We start from the raw sequence: 16,201 nt of genomic DNA on the forward strand, positions 1-16,201 counted from the left end.
TCCCGAGACAGAAAGGTTTGACGTGACCGGAACGCTGCCCTCGATCCCGGCCGAACCGCCCGCCCTGCGCACTCTGAGCCAGCCGGCGCTGGCCGATCTCGGCGACCTCCCGGCGACCAGCCGGTGGGTGCGGTCGGGCTCGCTACGGCTGCACGTGCTCGACTACGGGCCGGCCGACGGCGTGCCGGTGCTCCTGCTGCCCGGCATCACCAGCCCCGCGGTCACGATGGACTTCGTGGCGCGAGGCCTGGCGGATCTGGTACGCCCGCTCGTCCTCGACATCCGCGGCCGGGGGCTTTCCGACAACCCACCAGCCCTCGATGGCACGGCCGAGAGCGGCGGGCTGCACGGCTACGACCTGGCGAGCTATGCCGCGGACGTCGATGCCGTCGTGTCCGGCCTGGAGCTTGACCGCCCCATCCTGCTGGGACACTCCATGGGCGCGCGGATCGTCGCGCTGGCCGCGGCCACCGGACGCCACGAGCTCCGGGGCACCGTCCTGGTCGATCCCCCGATGAGCGGTCCCGGCCGGGACCCCTATCCCACCACGCTCGAGGCTTTCCTCGGACAGCTCGACCAGGCCCGCCGGGGCACCGACGCCGACGAGGTGGCCCAGTCCTGGCCCCGCTGGCCCCGGCGGGAGCAGGAACTGCGCGCCCGCTGGCTCGCCTCGTGCTCCCGCACCGCGATCGCGGCCACCCACGCCGGTTTCGAGTCAGAGGACTTCTTCGCGGATTGGCCCAAGGTTCCCGCGCCCGCCGTTCTCATCTACGGCGGCGACAGCCCCGTCGTCACCGCCGCCGGTGCCGAGGAGGCGGCCAGGGCCAATCCCGCCGCCGAACTCGTCAAGGTTCCCGGAGTCGGACACATGATCTTCTGGGACGACCCCGACGCGGCCCTCGCCGCGGCGCGCAACGCACTGAAAAAGCTCATCTAGCCTCGCTGGACCGGGTGTTGCCGAGCACGCGTTCCCGAGAGAAGTGTGGTAGACGTGGCGTCGTGATAGTCGCCAGTCTGTGTTTTATAGGGGCGCGCGACGGGTCGTCTCGAGCAGATCACCCACCTTTGAAACACGCGCTACTTCAGCGCCGGCATAGGCGGCTGCGCCGTGACAGACACCGCTGATCTGTTCGGGTTGGCGCAGGACCTCGCCGGCCTTCTCGGGTGCCCGGTCACCATCGAAGACCCGGACACGATCGTCGTCGCCTACGCGGGGGACCACCATGGGGCGGATACCGTGCGGGTGGAGACCATTCTCAACCGGCAGGTGCCGGCGCGTTACCGGCAGGCCATCGACCGGGCCGGCGTGTTCGACCGCTTGCGCCAGACCGACGAGGTCATCGTGGTCGATCTGCCCGAGATGAGCATGACCCCGCGGGCGGTGGTGGCGCTACGTAGCGGTCGCGAGCTGCTGGGCTCGATCTGGGCGGCGCTGGACGCTCCGCCCACGCCCCAGCAGGCGGCCGTGCTGGAAACCGCCGCACCGGTGATCGCCCGGCACGTGCGGCTGGCCCGCCGTGCCGCGGACCAGGCGGCCAGCGAACGGGACGCGCTGCTTGCCCGTCTGCTGGCCGGCGGTGAGGTCGCCGTGCGAGCCGCCGGGGAAGCCGGGCTGGGGGAGCGGCTGGTGGTCGTGGCGTTGCGTGGCCACTCCCCGCTGGACGCGGAAAAGCTCGACGGGCCACTGACGCTGCACCTGCGTGCCGTGGCGCCCCAATCCATCTGCGCGCTACGTCAGGACACGCTCTACTGCGTGATGGCGTCCGGCTCGGCACAGCGCATCATCGGGGACTTCCTGACGCGGGTTTCCGGTGGCCGGGACGTGGTCGCCGGTATCGGCGAGGCCGTCGGAGCCGGCGACCTGCCACGGTCGGCCGCGCTGGCCGCCGAAGTGGCCGGGGCACTCGTTCGCCGGCGATCTCCTTCAGTTGTGGCCGGGCTGCCGGAGGTGTTCACCGACCTGCTGGTCGACCGGCTACGTGGCTTTCTCATGGCGCATGCCGATGCCAGCCCGCTGACCGTGCTGGAGAAACACGACGAGGAGCACGAGACCGGCCTGGTCCCGGCGGTCGATGCCTTCCTCACCGAGTCGGAGAACGTGCTCCGCGCCGCGCAGGCACTGCACGTCCATCCCAACACCATCCGCAACCGCATCCGGCGGGCTCGCGAGGTCTGCGGAGTGGACCCGGAAGATCCCGCGACGAAGCTGGCCCTCATGGTTCACCTGGCGGTCCGCCGCTCGCCGGGGCCCTTGTGAAATCCCACAAGACGGGGCGGAGACCGGTAGCCGAACGGCCACTCCCAACGAGGGCGTGCTGGCCGAAGATCATGGGCGTGAGCACACAGAAGGTCATCGTCATCGGAGCGGGCATGGTCGGACTGGCGACCGCCTGGTACCTACAACGCGACGGCGCCGAAGTGACTGTCGTGGACAAGCGCGACGTTGCGGCCGGCTCCTCGTGGGGCAACGCGGGCTGGCTTTCTCCGGCTCTTACGTTGCCGTTGCCGGAGCCGGCCATCCTGGCCACCGGTGTCCGGGCGGCGCTCAGCCCGAAGTCGCCGGTTTACGTTCCGCCGACGGCGGTTCCCCGGCTGGCCCGCTTCCTGACCGGTTTCGCCCGGCACTGCACCGAGTCGCATTGGCGCCGGGCGTTGGACGTGTTCATCCGCGCCAACGCGACCGCCCTCGATGCCTTCGATGAGCTGACCGGCTCGCCTGCTCCGGTTCAGGCCCCGACGAAGGCGGCCACTCCGTTCCTGGCCGCCTTCGCCCGCGAGGCCGACCGGCGCGTGCTGCTGGATGAGTTCCGCCATGTCAATGAGCGCGGTGGCTCCATCGAGTACACCCTGCTGGACCGAGACGCTGTCCGCGAGCTCGAACCGGCACTCGGCGAAGGTGTCCACTGTGGAATCACGATGTCCGGCCAGCGGTTCATCAACCCCGGCCAGTTCGTGCACGCGCTGGCCGACGCCGTGAAGACCGGCGGGGGTGAGATCGTCACGGGACGGGACGTGGTGGCGGTGGAACGCGGTGGCCGGGCGCGCGTCGTGACCCGTTTCGCCGACGGCGGCTCCATGGAGGCCGACGCGGTGGTGATCGCCAACGGCTCGTGGCTGGGGAACCTGGCTCGCCGGCACGGGGTGCGTCGTCTCGTGCAAGCCGGACGCGGCTACAGCTTCACGGTATATCCGGAGCAGACCCCGAAGAACCCGCTCTATCTGCCGACTCAACGGGTGGCGTGCACGCCGCTCGGCGAGCCCTCCGACGGACTGCGCGTGGCCGGCATGATGGAGTTCCGCCGCCCCGACGATCCGCTCGACCCGCGCCGGGTCCGGGCGATCATCGAGGCGGCGAAACCGATGTTGCGCGGGGTCGACTGGTCGGCCCGCACCGCCGAGTGGGTGGGATCGCGTCCTTGCACCACCGACGGTTTGCCGTTGATCGGGCGGACCCGCACACCCGGTGTCCATGTCGCGGGTGGACATGGCATGTGGGGCATCGCCCTCGGCCCACTGACCGGAAAACTACTCGCCGCCCAGATCACCCGGAACCAGACCGACGACCTTCTGCGCTCCTTCGACCCACTTCGGTGAGTCGCGTGCTCACGACCAGTTCTGCGGCTGCTGCCCATACCCCGGCTGCTGGCCGGGCATGGGTGGCGTCCCGTAAGCCGGTTGCTGGCCTGGCTGTGGCTGGTTGCCCCAGGCGAGCCAGCGGCCGGTGAGCGGAACCATCAGCAGGACCGCGGTTGCGATCGCCGGGGCCGACATGACGAGGACCGCGATGGGACCCCCCAACCCGAGGCCGGGGATGCTCAGGGCGGACGCCACGCTCAATACAGCGATGATCCACTGGACGACGTGGACCACGCTGCCGGTGAGAGCGAGCCACCGTCCCAGCGCCTTGCGCATGAACAGCAGGGTCGCGCCGAGGCCGAGCGTAACCACCTCTATCAGGTAGGCGATGCCCTGCATCAAGGCGATCCCCCCGAGCTCGTCGTACCCGGCCGAGTCGAAGTTGCCGATCGCGAAGATGATCCCGAAGACCGTCCCGGCTATGGCGAACGCCGCAGCAGTGAGCGCGGTACCACCGCTGGGCTTCGGCTGGGGGTCGACACCACCCGGGGAAGGCGGCATGCCCGGGTACTGGCCGGGCGGTTGCGAGAAACCGCCGGAATTGGGGTACTGCTCGGGTGCGGGTGGATAGGTCATCGATATCCCTCAGGTGAAAATCGTGCCGTCGGAACCGGCCGCCGTGCTGGTCTTGGGCCGACGCCGTGCCGGCGCCGTGCCGGACCCGGGGATCTTACCTGCCGGAGCCCGCCTTCTTTGTCGCGGTTTGCCTTCGGTGACCCACTCTGCGTGATTCACGCCCTTCCGCACCGATGAAGGGCTGGACCACCGACCCCGGGAAGCTGGACTCCGAGGTCGGTGGCCGAGACCGGACGGGGTCAGGTGTCAGACGATGCGGTAGAAGTTGGCGTAATGATCGGGCGAATACCACACCACGCCGGTGTTCACGTCCCGCACGATGCGCTCGGCGTCCCGGGCCGCACCCTTCGGGCGCGGGTTGACGTCGTACTCGTAGAAGGTGTCGCCGGCGGGTAGTTGGCCCTCACGGTTGTAGAACCTTCCGCCGGTGTAGTTGTACGAACCGTAAGGCCAGGCGTACCAGCCCGACGTGCGCGGGAAACCCAACTGCTGCCAGCCGTTGTAAGCAGTCTTCGCGGTGGAGCAGCCGGACACCGAGCAAGTGTTGTAGACGGCGGCGCTCGCTGGAGTGGTCAGGACAGTGGTGCAGAGGGCAAACAGCAGAGCGAGAACCGACAGCGACCTTCGCAACATGGCGGACCTCCGTAGTCGGACGAATGGCAGCACCATGGTGATCGGTCGTTGTTAACCAGCACAACCGACTTTGTGTTAGTTCTTGGCTTCTCGCGGCCGGCCTGTACACCTTCCCTCGCCGACGACCACAGGTACTCATCCGGGCAAAGGTGTTAGTGAAAGCGCTTGCTGAATGTTCCGGGCCGCCGCGCTCACCGGCACCAGCCGCGTCCTGGACATCGGCTGCGGCGCCCGGGCGACAAACGCGGCCGGATTATTCGGGCGCGTGTTTGGCGGGTGTGGTTTGGAAAGTTACTGCTGCGCGCGCCCTGGCATATCGTTGATGTGCTGGTCGAGCGCGGTGAGCACTTTCCGCTCGTCGCCGGAGCGCAGCGCGGTCAGCAGGCGCGCGTGCTGGTCGGCGACCACCGTCGCCGAGGGGTGCGCGGTCGCGTCGCGTCGGAAGTAGGCCCAGATCCGTGGTTGGATCATGCGCCAGATCTGGGCGCAGTGGGGCTGGCCGGCACGTTCCACCAGCACCTCGTGGAAGCGGACGTCGGCCTGCGCCAGTTCGTCGAAATCGTCATCCGACTCGCGCATGCGCTGAGTCAGTTTCTCCAGTTCCGCGAAGTCCTCGCCGGTGAGGTTCGGTAATGCGTGCCGCACCGCGAACCGTTCCAGGGTGAGCCGGATGGGGAGCAGGATCTCCTGGACTTCCGTCTGCGAGATGCCGAGCACGACGGTGCCTCGGTACGGCGAGGACGCGACCAGCCCCTCGTTTTCCAACTGGCGCAAGGCTTCCCGCAAGGGGGCGCGGCTGGTGCCGAACCGGTCGGCCAGATCGGGTTCGCGCAGCCGGTCCCCGGGCTGAAGCTGTCCGCCGGTGATCGCGTCACGAAGCGCCTCCGCCACCTGGTGGCGACGCGACGCCGGGGTCAGGCGTGGTAGGGACTCGCCGTGCATGGGCACTTCCTTCCGTCGTCGACGACGTGGGCCAGTGTAGCGCGTTGACGAGTGTCGACAATCGGTTCTACACTTCGCCGCGGCGCAAGGCCGCACGGTGCCGGCGCCACGAACTTCCTTCCCTTCCAACCGATGAGGAGACTCGTGAAGATTCGCGAGATTCGAGCGGTCGGGCTCAGCGGCGCCACCCCCGAGGGTGGTTGGAGTAACGAACTGCAGGCCGACGACGTCGTGCACACGCTGCTGGCGGTGCACACGGACGAGGGCCTGGTGGGCATCGGCAGCGCGTTCACCAGTGAGTCGCTGGTCAAGGCCGCGCTGGAGGTGCTCACGCCGCTGTGCCTGGGCGCCAACGCGCTCGAACCCGAGCGCGTGACCGAAACGCTCCGCCAGCACACCTTCTGGCTCGGCCGCGGAGGCACGATCACCCACGCGATCAGCGCGATCGACATCGCGCTGTGGGACCTCTTCGGCAAGGCGACGGGGCAACCGGTGGGCCGGCTGCTCGGCGGTCGCCACCGGGACCGCGTCACGCCCTACGCGTCGGTCCTGATGGATGAACCCGAGGTGCTGGCCGACCACCTTCGATCTCTGGCGGCACAGGGATTCCGGGCGTTCAAGATCGGCTGGGGACCGTTCGGCCGGCGCGGGTACGCGGTCGACGAAGCGATCGTCAAGGCGGCGCGCGAGGCGGTGGGACCCACCGCCACCCTCGCCGTCGATGCCGGCGGTAGCGACGCCTACTGGCGCGGGGACTACAAGTGGGCGTTGCGCACCGCGCAAATGTTGGCCGACTACGACGTCGCCTGGTTCGAGGAAGCGCTCCCCCCGGACGCGCTCGACGACTTCGTGGCGCTCCGCCGTTCGTCCCCGGTTCCGATCTCCGGTGGAGAGGTACTCACCCGGCGGCAGGCCTTCACTCCCTTTCTGAGCGCGGGCGCGTTCGACATCGTGCAACCCGATACGACCAAGTGCGGTGGGTTGAGCGAGAGCCGGCGAATCGGTTGGCTCGCCGAGGAATTCGGGGCGCGGCTGGTCCCGCACGGGTGGAACACCGCGATCGGCCTGGCCGCGGACCTGCACCTGGCCTCGGCGTTGCCCGCCACCGATCTGGTCGAGTACAAGACCGGCTCGCCCTATGTGGACGACATCCTGACGTCGAACTGGCGGCTCGACGACCTCGGGCAGTTGGCGATTCCCGAAGCCCCGGGACTGGGTATCGACCTCGACGAGGAGCGCCTTGCCCGTTACACCGGCGGCCGGAGCTTGGTGACACCGTAAGCGACCGCGCGCGATCCATTTCTCTTTCTTCTTTCAACGAGCAGGCGTCCGTACTTCTGGACAGCCAATGAAAGGAGCGGGCATGTCCGCCAGTGTCGGCGACACTCCTGCCACCCCTGACGAAGCCGGAAAGGCCGGGCCGAGGAGAGGAGCCCGGCCGGGCAGGCTCCGCTGGGCCATCGCCGGTTGCCTGGCCTTGGGCGTCTTCATCAGCTACCTCGACCGCGCCAACCTTTCCGTGGCCAATGGCGACGTCCGAGCGGAGTTCGGGCTCACCAACGGCGAAATGGGCATAGTGCTGTCCGCCTTCGCCTGGTCCTACACGCTGTTCACGCTGCCGGTGGCCGCATTGCTCGACCGGATCGGCATCGTGTGGATACAGCGGGTGGGCGCGTTCATCTATTCGGCGGCCACCCTGCTGACCTCCGTGGTCAGCGGTTTCGGGTTGCTGATCGCCGTGCGGGTGCTGCTCGGCGTCGGCGAAGCACCGATCTTCCCCAGCGCGTCGAAGGCCACCAGCTACTGGTTCCCGGTCCGCGAACGCTCGGTCGCGACCTCCTGTTTCGACGGTGCGGCCAAGTTCGCCAACGTGGTCGGGGTGCCGCTGATGAGCGTGGTGATCAGCCTGTACGGCTGGCGGGCCGCGTTCATCTTCAGCGGCGGTCTCAGCGTCCTCTATCTCGTGGTGTTCTGGGCGTTCTACCGCGATCCCAGCAAGCACCGGCGGCTGCGGGAGCCGGAACGCCGGTATCTGCGGGACGGCGGCGCTCAGCAGGAGAACACCGCCTCCTCCGCCGGTGTGTCGGCGCGGGCTCTGCTGAGCCGGCGCAAGGTGTGGGGCCTCATCCTCGGTTTCACCGCGTACAACTACTGCTTCACCATGTTCATGACCTGGCTGCCGGGATATCTCTCCAGCACGATGGGCATGTCACTGCTGAAATCCGGCGGGTACACGGCGATCCCGTGGATCGCGGCGACCATCACCGACGTCGCCATCGGTGGATACCTCGTCGATCGGCTCATCCGTAACGGGCGCAACTCCACAATGGTCCGGCAGGTCGCGCTGTGTGGTGGCATGGTCCTCGGACTGGCGGTGCTGCCCGCCGCGTTCACCACCAACCCGACGGTGGCGATCACCTGCATCACCATCGCGCTGGCCGGGATCGCGCTGTCGGCGCCGGTGGCGTGGAGCATCCCGGGCCTGATCGCTCCGGCCGGGTCGATCGGCCTGCTCGGTGGCGTGATGAACTTCGGCGGCAACGTCGCGAGTATCGTCGCGCCGATCGTGACCGGCTATGTCGCCGACGCCGCGGGATTCGGTACCGCGTTCCTGATCGCCGGTGTCGTGCTCGCGCTCGGTCTGCTCGCCTACGCGCTGCTCCTTGGCCGGATCGAGCCGGTCCTTGCCGAAGCACCAACCGACTCGAAGGTGCGGGCGTGACACCCTTTGTGGCAACACGCGGCAATCACGGTGACCACCGAGCGCGCAAACTCGCGAAGGAAACAGTCTGAAATGCTTGACGTGCTGATCAGCGGAGGGTCCGTTGTGGACGGTGAGGGTGGCCCGGCGCGGCCGGCCGATGTCGGTATCGTCGGCGACCGCATCGTCGCCGTCGAGCCGCTTCCCGGCGCGGACGCCGGCCGGACCATCGACGCGACCGGCATGACGGTCTGTCCCGGCCTGATCGACCCGCACAGCCACAGCGACTGGACGGTGCTGGCCAACCCGACCGCGGAAAGCACCATCCGCCAAGGGGTTACCACCGAGATCGTCGGCAACTGCGGTGTCACCTACGCCCCGCTCAGCGATGCGTCGGCCCAAACCGTGACGGAGGCGTTGCGCGCCAACGGATATCCCGAACCCGTCACCTGGCGCGGGTTCGGTGAGCTGCTCGACGCGGTGGCCGGCGTCGGGACCACGCAGAATCTCGCGTGGCTGGTCGGGCACAGTGCCATCCGGGAGGCCGCCGAGGGGGTGCCCGACCGGATGACCGCGCTCCTGGAGGAGGCGATGGCCGCCGGCGCTCTCGGTCTGTCGACCGGCCTCGAATACGGCGCGGGACGGCAGGCCGAAACCGGGGAACTCGTCGCGCTGGCCGGGGTGCTGGCCCGCCGGGGCGGGCTGTACACCAGTCACATCCGCAACCGGGACGCGGAACTGGCCGCTGCGGTGGAGGAGTTCTTCACCATCGCGCGAGCCGCCGGTGGCTGGGCACAACTGTCCCACCTGAATGTGCGCGACCAGACGGGGGCGCCGGAAGGTGCCTGGCAATGGGCCGTAGCACGGCTCGAGCAAGAACGTACCGGGATGGCCGTGCTGGCCGACATGACTCCGTTCGAGGACGGGATCGGGCTGGCCGCCGGGCTGCTGCCGGCCTGGTTGCTGGACGACGGTGCCGCCACCGCGGCACGCCGCCTCGACGATCCGCTGGTGCGGCAACGCCTGCGTCGCGACTGTGACCGGTACTGGCGGTTCGTGCACCGTGGCCAGTGGGAGCGGGTCACCCTGCTCAACAGCCCGGCGACGGCCGAACTGGAGGGCTTGAGCTTCCCGGAGATCGCGGCGCGGCTCGGCCGGGACGAATGGGACTGCCTCTTCGATGTGCTGCGGGCCGCCGGGCCGGACCTGGGATCGGTACAGCTGATGGGCAGGCTGTTCACCGAAGGCCACGTGGCCGAAGCCATCCGGCATCCATTGTTCTGTCTCGGGGTGGACGGCTACACCAGTCGAGTCGACGGACCCCTGGCGCTGCGTTGCAAGCACCCGTTGTTCTTCGCCGGGCATGTGCATTATCTGGCCCACCACGTCCGGGATCGGGGGACGCTGAACCTGGAAACGGCGATCCACAAGATGACCGCGATGGTGGCCGACCATTTCGGACTCGGCGACCGGGGCCGGCTGCGTCCGGGCGCGAAAGCCGACGTGATCACCTTCGATCTGGCCGGACTTCGGGAGAACTCGACCCGGAAGGAACCGCTGCACTACGCCACCGGGGTGACCAACGTCCTGGTCAACGGCACCGTGGTGGTCGATGACGGGGTGCACACCGGTGCCCGGCCGGGACGCCATTTGCCCCGGCGAAGCTGACCGCAAAAGCGCTTACTACCTATAAAGGAGGGCTATTCGTGCTCGTCACCCTCGGCGAACCGCTCGCGGTGTTCACCTCGGGTACGGTCGGGCCGGCGCGAGTGGGGGACCATTACCGCCTGGGCCTTGGCGGCGCCGAATGCAATGCCGCGCTTGGTGCGCGGCGGCTGGGTACGCCGTCCGCGGTGCTCGGTCGTGTCGGTGACGATCCCCTGGGGACCGCGCTCATCCGGGCGATGCGCGCCGACGACATCGACGTCCGGGCGATCGCGCGGGACACCGCGGCGAACACCGGGGTGATGTTCAAGGAGTTCCGCTCGGCGGGTCGCGTCCGGGTCAGCTACGCACGGCACGAGAGCGCCGGCTCGCGGCTGGCGCCGGAGGACCTCGACCCGAGCCTGCTCGGTAACGCGCAGGTTCTGCACACAACGGGAATCACCGCCTCGTTCGGCGATCGGGCGCGAGCGGCGATCGGTGACGCGATGGCCGCCGTGCACCGAACCGGCGGCATCGTCAGCTTCGACGTGAACTACCGGCGAAGGCTCTGGCCTGGTCCGGACGAGGCGGTTGCCGCGCTCGGCCCGTTGATCGCACGGGCGGACGTGCTGTTCCTGACCCTGGCCGAGGCGGAGCTGTTCGGTGTCACGGCCGACCCGGCGGACGCCGTGCGCAAACTGCGGCAACTCGGCCCCCGGCGAGTGGTGCTCAAGGTCGACGCGGCACGGGTCGTCGCCGCCGACAACGGCGAAATCCTGACCCGTCACCGTCCGCCGGTCCAGCCGGTGGACCCGGTGGGCGCCGGTGACGCCTTCGCCGCGGGCTACTTACATGGCCTGCTCACGAATCTGGATCCCGTGGAACGTCTCGACCTGGCCATGACACTGGGGCGCTGGGCCGCGACAACGAGCGGCGACAACGAGGGCTTGCCCACCTTCGCCGAACTCGACCTGTTACTCGAGGACGACGTTGCCCGCTGACACCCGCGTCCGAAGTCTGCCCGAGGAGGGAAATTGCCTGGCTTGCTCGACATCTCGCCGGTGATACCGGTGCTGGTCCTGCACGACCATGAGGCCGCCGTCCCGGTTGTCGAAGCACTGCGTGACGGGGGCGTGCGCCTTGCCGAGGTGACCCTGCGTACGCCGACCGCGATCGAGGCCATCCGGCGCATCGCGGCCGAGGTGGAGGACGTCCTGGTGGGCGCCGGAACCGTGGTCGCACCGCACCAGGCCGCGGCAGCGGCCAAGGCCGGAGCCGAATTCCTGGTCACGCCGGGCAGCAGCGAGCAGGTGTACCAAGCGTGCCGGGACACCGGCCTGCCGATATTGCCCGGTGCGGCCACGGTGAGCGAAGCGATGAGCCTGGCCGAACGAGGCCATTCCGAGCTCAAGTTCTTCCCTGCCGAAGCCGCGGGCGGCCCCGCCTACCTTCGCGCGATCGCGGGACCCCTGCCCGACCTGCGGTTCTGCCCCACCGGGGGGATCACCGCCGAATCGGCCTCCGGCTACCTGAGGCTGCCGAACGTGGCTTGCGTCGGCGGGAGCTGGCTGACCCCGGCCGAAGCGGTGGCTGCCGGCGACTTCGCGAGGATCACCGCGCTCACCCGGGACTTCCTCACGGCCTGCCGCGCCGGAGCAACGGCGTAAAGCTGAACTCCGGGGTTGGCGGCCGCCGCGGGACGACGTCAGGTGCCAGATGATGCGGCATAGTGGTCCGGCCGGTCCATGCGTGGCGGTGCCGATTCTCGGTAGCGCGTCCGGGCCGACTGGAGCGAAGATCGCCGCATGCCGACCTTCCTGGAAACCGAGCGGCTGGTCCTGCGGCCGTTCACCGCGGCCGACGCTGACCACCTGCTTGAGCTGGACAACGATCCGGACGTCATGCGCTTCATCAACGGTGGCCGGCCGACAAGCCGGGAGACGATCCGAACGCAGACCCTCCCACGGCTCCTGCACGACTACCCGTGCTTCGGGACCCGTGGCTACTGGGCAGCGGAAGAGAAGGCCACCGGGACCTTCCTGGGCTGGTTCGAGTACCGGCCGTTGCGGGAGAACAGCCCCGCCGTGGTCGAACTCGGCTACCGGCTGAACAGGGCGGCCTGGGGGCGCGGCTATGCCACCGAGGGGTCTCTGGCCCTGATTCACCACGGGTTCACCGAACTCGGCGTCGAGCGGGTGACTGCGAACACCATGGCCGTCAACGCCCGTTCCCGGCGTGTCATGGAGAAGTCGGGCCTGTCCTTCGTGCGGAGCTTCACCGGGGACTGGCCGGAGAAGATCGCCGGCTCCGAGCATGGTGAAGTCGAGTACGAACTCACCCGGGCCCAGTGGGAGCAGCCTCGTCCAAGGCGGACTGTCGCTGGATAAAGTTCACAATCCGAGCCCGCGGATTCAATGCGGAGTGCACCTTGAACCCGTCGCCGCCAGGCCGAAGACTGAGCTCCCGATCAACGAGAGCGTGTAAAGGACTGCGATGCGAAGTGGTGGCGACCAGGTCGCGCAGCACGATATTGAACCGGCTCGGGCCGCCGGACGGCCGGCCCGCTTGAGCCGGGATCAGCGGCGGGTGGTGCATGCCGCCACGATCGGTTTCTTCGTCGATGTCGTCGACATCTACCTGCCCACGGTCGTGCTCGCGCCGGCGATGGCGTACTTCCAGCCGCCGGGCTCGGCGGTGGCGACGAGCACCACGATGTTCTATGTGGTCTTCGCGGTGACCCTGCTGGCCCGTCCGGTGGGCTCGGTGATCTTCGGTCACATCGCCGACTCGGTGGGACGCCGCGCCGCCACCACGATCGCGATCCCCGGGGTCGCCGTCTGCACGCTGCTCACCGCGGCATTGCCGGGCTACGCCGCCTGGGGCATCGGCGCCTACGTGCTGCTGACCGTCATCCGGTTCGTCGGCGGGATCTTCATGGGCGGCGCCACCGCCGGGCTGACCCCGCTGGCCATGGAGGTGACCCCGAAACCGATGCGGGGCCTGGTCGGCGGCTACACCAACATCGGCTACCCGCTCGGCGCCGCGACCATCTCCCTGGTGACCACGGTGATGTTGAAGCTGGTGCCCGCGCACGGGGCGGGCTCGCCCTATGTGGAGTGGGGTTGGCGCATCCCGTTCATCTTCGGCGGCCTGCTCGCGCTGGCCTATGTGGTCTATTTCCGCCGGGTGGTCGGCGAATCACCGTTGTGGCAGGGCGCGTCCACCGGCTCCGGGCCCAAGCGACGGCCGCTGGCCGAGCTGATGCGCGGGCGCAACCGCCGGTCGCTGCTGCAGGTGCTGTTGCTGATGACCGGCATCTGGATGGGCTTTCACGCCATCACCTCCGCGGTCTCCGGCGTCCTGGTGACCTATTTGGATCGTCCCGCATCGACCGTGACCTCTTCGTTGATGATCGCCAACGTGGTGCTGGCCGCGTGCTACTTCGGCTACGCGGTGCTCGGGCAGCGCATCGGCCGGCGGCGGCTGCTGATCGGCGGGGGAGTCTCGGTGGCCACCCTGGGCGCCGGGCTTTACGCGATCGCACTGGCCAACGCCGACCATGGTGGCTCACTGGCCATCACGATGGTGCTGGTGGGCGTGTGCATGGTTTTGGCCACCGGCCTGTTCCCGGTCGTCTGCACCTACATCACGGAGCGGTTCCCGACCGAGGTCCGCTCGACCGGTTGGGCGGTCGGCTACCAGGTGGCGGTGATCCTGCCCTCGCTCTACAGCTTCTACATGCTCGGCCTGGGCAACCTGATGCCCTACGTCTACACGCCGGTGGTGCTGGTAGTGATCGGCGGTGTGATCGTCGCCATCGGCGCTTGGCTCGGGCCGGAGACCCGTGACATCGACCTGGAGGAAGTCCGTTGACCGAGCTGTGGCGTCTGCCGGCGGAGCGAATCGCGGCACTGGTCCGCGGGCGGGAGGTAAGCGCCGGCGAGGTGCTCCAGGCGCATCTGGAGCGGATCGAACAGGTGGACCCGCTGGTCAACGCGCTGCCGGTGCGCCTGACCGAGCAGGCACGGGCCGAGGCCGCGGCGCTGGATTCCGGACAGGGCAACGGAAACGGCGCACTGGCCGGGGTCCCGATCGCGATAAAGATCAATACCGCGGTGGCCGGGGTACCGAACAGCAACGGCTGTCCGGGGCTGGCGACCACCCCGGCGGCCGCGGATTCCTGGGTGGTGGCGGCGTTGCGGCGGCAGGGCGCGATCGTCGTCGCGCTGGCCAACGCGCCCGAGTTCTCCCTGCGCTGGCATACCGACAACCCGCTGCACGGCGCGACCGCCAACCCGTGTGCCCCGGGCCGGGTGGCCGGTGGTTCCAGCGGCGGTTCGGCGGCCGCCGTCGCCACCGGCATGCTTCCGCTGGCACACGGCAACGATCAAGGTGGCTCATTGCGGCACCCGGCGTCGTGCTGCGGCGTGGTGGCCATCCGGCCGACCGTCGGCCTCACTCCGCCGGAGGGCATCAGCGGCAGCTACGGGTCGCGGCTGTTCGGCGTCGAGGGCGTGCTTTCCCGCTCTGTCGCGGACAACTGGCTCGGGTTGTCCGCGATCCTGGCCGGCCGGCCGGACCGGTTCCCGGCGCCGCCACCGCTGCCATCCGGCCTCGAAGGCCGGCGAATCGGTGTGGTCACCCGACCCGGCGGCGAGGTCGATCCCGAGGTCAGGGCCGCGGTGGAGCGGGCCGCGTCGATCCTGGCCGATGCCGGGGCGCGCGTCGAATTCGTCGACCCGCCCGGAATCCGTGACCTCGAACAGGTCCGCGGCACGGTGGTCTATGCCGAGACGCAGGCTCGCTGGCACGCCAACCGGGCGCTCGGGGACGAGCAGACGACGTTGCGATCACTGTCCTATATGGAGAGTTACTTCCCGGCGGTCGACCTCTCCGGCTACTTGGCGGCGCTGAACCGGCTCACCGAACTGACCGCGCGTTGGCACGAGTTCGCCGCGGGCTTCGATGCCATCGTCGGTCCGGTGGCCACCGAGCCGCCGTTCGAGATCGGAATGGACACCGGCGACGTCGAGCGCGCCCACCAGGTGATCGACTCGATGCGGTTCGTCACCGCGATGTCGGCGGTGGGCAGCCCGGTGGCGGTGGTGCCGGTGAGCACCGGCAGCAGCGGCCCGCTCGGGGTGCAGATCGTCGCCCCGCCCTGGCACGAGCGGCGCTGTGTCGAACTGGCGGGCCTCATCGAAGCCGCCGTCGGCGTCAGCGAGCCGGTGGACCCGGCCGGGATCGGCGTACGGTAAGGGACGCGCCGACGATCGAGGCACTGCCCGCGCCGAAAACGCCCAGTCCCTGCGTGGGTGCGCCGATCGAGGCGAAATGCGCGGCCGTCATGCCCAGGGTGCGACCGCGCCAAGCCGGCGAACAGGCCCAGAGCCCGCAGGACGAGGTCGGCCCGGTCCATCAGACGATCGTGTCGCTCGGTGCGCTCGACGCCCGCCATGACGCGGTCGAAGGTACCCGGGCTTACCCGGTCCCACTGCTCCGCCTGTTCCGCAGCCGGCAGGTCGGCCCATCGCCGGTGAGCCACCGGTCTGCGTAGCCGGTTACCCGCGCGAGCGCGGCTAGTCCGCCGAGCACGAATCGCTGCAGAATGGCAGGTATTCCGGCGAGGTAGCCGTCCTGGTATTTCCACAGCAGCGCGACCGCCAGGGGATTGCGGGGCATCCGGTTACGGGTCGTCTTGCCCGCCAGGTCGAGCCGATGCCACAACTGGAACATCTCCCAGTGTCGCAGCGGTGGGCGGATTTCGTGCCGTAGCACCACGTCCGGCGAGTCCGTGTGGAACTGGTGAACCTGCCCGGCCTTGGCGGCGACGGTGTCGCCGGGACCGGCGTCGATGTCCTTTCCGGCGACGCGGAAGCGCACGCGGCCTTCCTGGACGGTCCACTGTTCGGTGAGCACGGGGTGCCAGTGCGGACCGGCCTGACGCTGTGGCCGGGGAATCCGGTGTTCCAGACGCAGGTAGGGACCGTCGCCGTCGGTGCCTTCGGCCAGCCGCGTGATGCGGTGGCCGTTGCGGAAAATCAATGCGTCCACGTCCACTCCTTGCAC

At 69.1% G+C, this 16,201-nt stretch carries 15 protein-coding genes; 11 read left to right on the plus strand and 4 right to left on the minus strand.

What is annotated here, in order from left to right; genetic code table 11:
* Positions 1-22: 22 nt before the first annotated feature.
* The 3 genes from A3CU_RS0119215 (at position 23) to A3CU_RS0119225 (ending at position 3,594) form a co-directional block, all read left to right on the plus strand.
* Positions 23-937, plus strand: a complete 915-nt coding sequence (locus A3CU_RS0119215; RefSeq protein ID WP_027943686.1) for an alpha/beta fold hydrolase — start codon at positions 23-25, stop codon at positions 935-937.
* A 171-nt stretch (positions 938-1,108) separates the two neighbouring features.
* Positions 1,109-2,257 carry a PucR family transcriptional regulator gene (locus tag A3CU_RS45505; protein WP_063628853.1) on the plus strand — a complete coding sequence of 383 codons (1,149 nt, stop codon included), beginning with the start codon at positions 1,109-1,111 and terminating at the stop codon, positions 2,255-2,257.
* 71 nt (positions 2,258-2,328) lie between these two features.
* Positions 2,329-3,594 carry an NAD(P)/FAD-dependent oxidoreductase gene (locus A3CU_RS0119225; protein WP_027943687.1) on the plus strand — a complete coding sequence of 422 codons (1,266 nt, stop codon included), beginning with the start codon at positions 2,329-2,331 and terminating at the stop codon, positions 3,592-3,594.
* A gap of 9 nt (positions 3,595-3,603) precedes the next feature.
* Here A3CU_RS0119225 and A3CU_RS45510 read toward each other — a convergent pair whose 3' ends face one another.
* The 3 genes from A3CU_RS45510 to A3CU_RS0119245 all read right to left on the minus strand — a co-directional run bounded on the left by A3CU_RS45510 (position 3,604) and on the right by A3CU_RS0119245 (position 5,787).
* Positions 3,604-4,212, minus strand: a complete 609-nt coding sequence (locus A3CU_RS45510) for a hypothetical protein (protein ID WP_043841708.1) — start codon at positions 4,210-4,212, stop codon at positions 3,604-3,606.
* A 246-nt stretch (positions 4,213-4,458) separates the two neighbouring features.
* Positions 4,459-4,845 (minus strand): ribonuclease domain-containing protein, encoded by a 387-nt coding sequence (locus tag A3CU_RS0119240; RefSeq protein ID WP_211246459.1) that lies wholly within the window; start codon positions 4,843-4,845, stop codon positions 4,459-4,461.
* A 291-nt stretch (positions 4,846-5,136) separates the two neighbouring features.
* The gene (locus A3CU_RS0119245) at positions 5,137-5,787 is read right to left on the minus strand and encodes a GntR family transcriptional regulator (RefSeq protein ID WP_027943690.1); all 651 of its coding nucleotides are present in this window, start codon (positions 5,785-5,787) and stop codon (positions 5,137-5,139) included.
* A 144-nt stretch (positions 5,788-5,931) separates the two neighbouring features.
* Between A3CU_RS0119245 and A3CU_RS0119250 the strand changes: the two genes are divergently transcribed.
* From A3CU_RS0119250 to A3CU_RS0119285, 8 genes are all read left to right on the plus strand, one after another.
* Positions 5,932-7,068, plus strand: coding sequence for a mandelate racemase/muconate lactonizing enzyme family protein (locus A3CU_RS0119250; RefSeq protein ID WP_027943691.1), 1,137 nt, complete (start codon positions 5,932-5,934; stop codon positions 7,066-7,068).
* An 82-nt stretch (positions 7,069-7,150) separates the two neighbouring features.
* Entirely contained in the window at positions 7,151-8,509 is a 1,359-nt protein-coding gene (locus A3CU_RS45515) for an MFS transporter (protein ID WP_084143385.1), read from the plus strand.
* 72 nt (positions 8,510-8,581) lie between these two features.
* Positions 8,582-10,156, plus strand: coding sequence for an N-acyl-D-amino-acid deacylase family protein (locus A3CU_RS0119260; protein WP_027943692.1), 1,575 nt, complete (start codon positions 8,582-8,584; stop codon positions 10,154-10,156).
* Positions 10,157-10,194: 38 nt separating this feature from the next.
* Positions 10,195-11,133, plus strand: coding sequence for a sugar kinase (locus A3CU_RS0119265; protein WP_027943693.1), 939 nt, complete (start codon positions 10,195-10,197; stop codon positions 11,131-11,133).
* A 33-nt stretch (positions 11,134-11,166) separates the two neighbouring features.
* Entirely contained in the window at positions 11,167-11,799 is a 633-nt protein-coding gene (gene eda, locus A3CU_RS0119270) for a bifunctional 4-hydroxy-2-oxoglutarate aldolase/2-dehydro-3-deoxy-phosphogluconate aldolase (RefSeq protein ID WP_027943694.1), read from the plus strand.
* A gap of 138 nt (positions 11,800-11,937) precedes the next feature.
* Positions 11,938-12,519: a GNAT family N-acetyltransferase gene (locus tag A3CU_RS0119275; protein ID WP_027943695.1), complete on the plus strand. Its 582-nt coding sequence runs from the start codon at positions 11,938-11,940 to the stop codon at positions 12,517-12,519.
* A 106-nt stretch (positions 12,520-12,625) separates the two neighbouring features.
* Positions 12,626-14,005, plus strand: a complete 1,380-nt coding sequence (locus tag A3CU_RS0119280) for an MFS transporter (protein WP_027943696.1) — start codon at positions 12,626-12,628, stop codon at positions 14,003-14,005.
* On the plus strand, positions 14,002-15,390 hold the full coding sequence (locus A3CU_RS0119285) for an amidase (RefSeq protein ID WP_027943697.1): 1,389 nt from the start codon (positions 14,002-14,004) through the stop codon (positions 15,388-15,390). Before A3CU_RS0119280 ends, A3CU_RS0119285 begins: the two co-directional genes overlap by 4 nt.
* A gap of 223 nt (positions 15,391-15,613) precedes the next feature.
* On the opposite strand, the gene A3CU_RS45520 is transcribed toward A3CU_RS0119285, so the two are convergent.
* Positions 15,614-16,186, minus strand: coding sequence for a cupin domain-containing protein (locus A3CU_RS45520; protein WP_211246460.1), 573 nt, complete (start codon positions 16,184-16,186; stop codon positions 15,614-15,616).
* Between the last annotated feature and the right edge of the window lie 15 nt (positions 16,187-16,201).

This window comes from Amycolatopsis taiwanensis DSM 45107, from assembly GCF_000519205.1.
In the GTDB taxonomy this organism is placed as follows: Bacteria; Actinomycetota; Actinomycetes; order Mycobacteriales; family Pseudonocardiaceae; genus Amycolatopsis_E; species Amycolatopsis_E taiwanensis.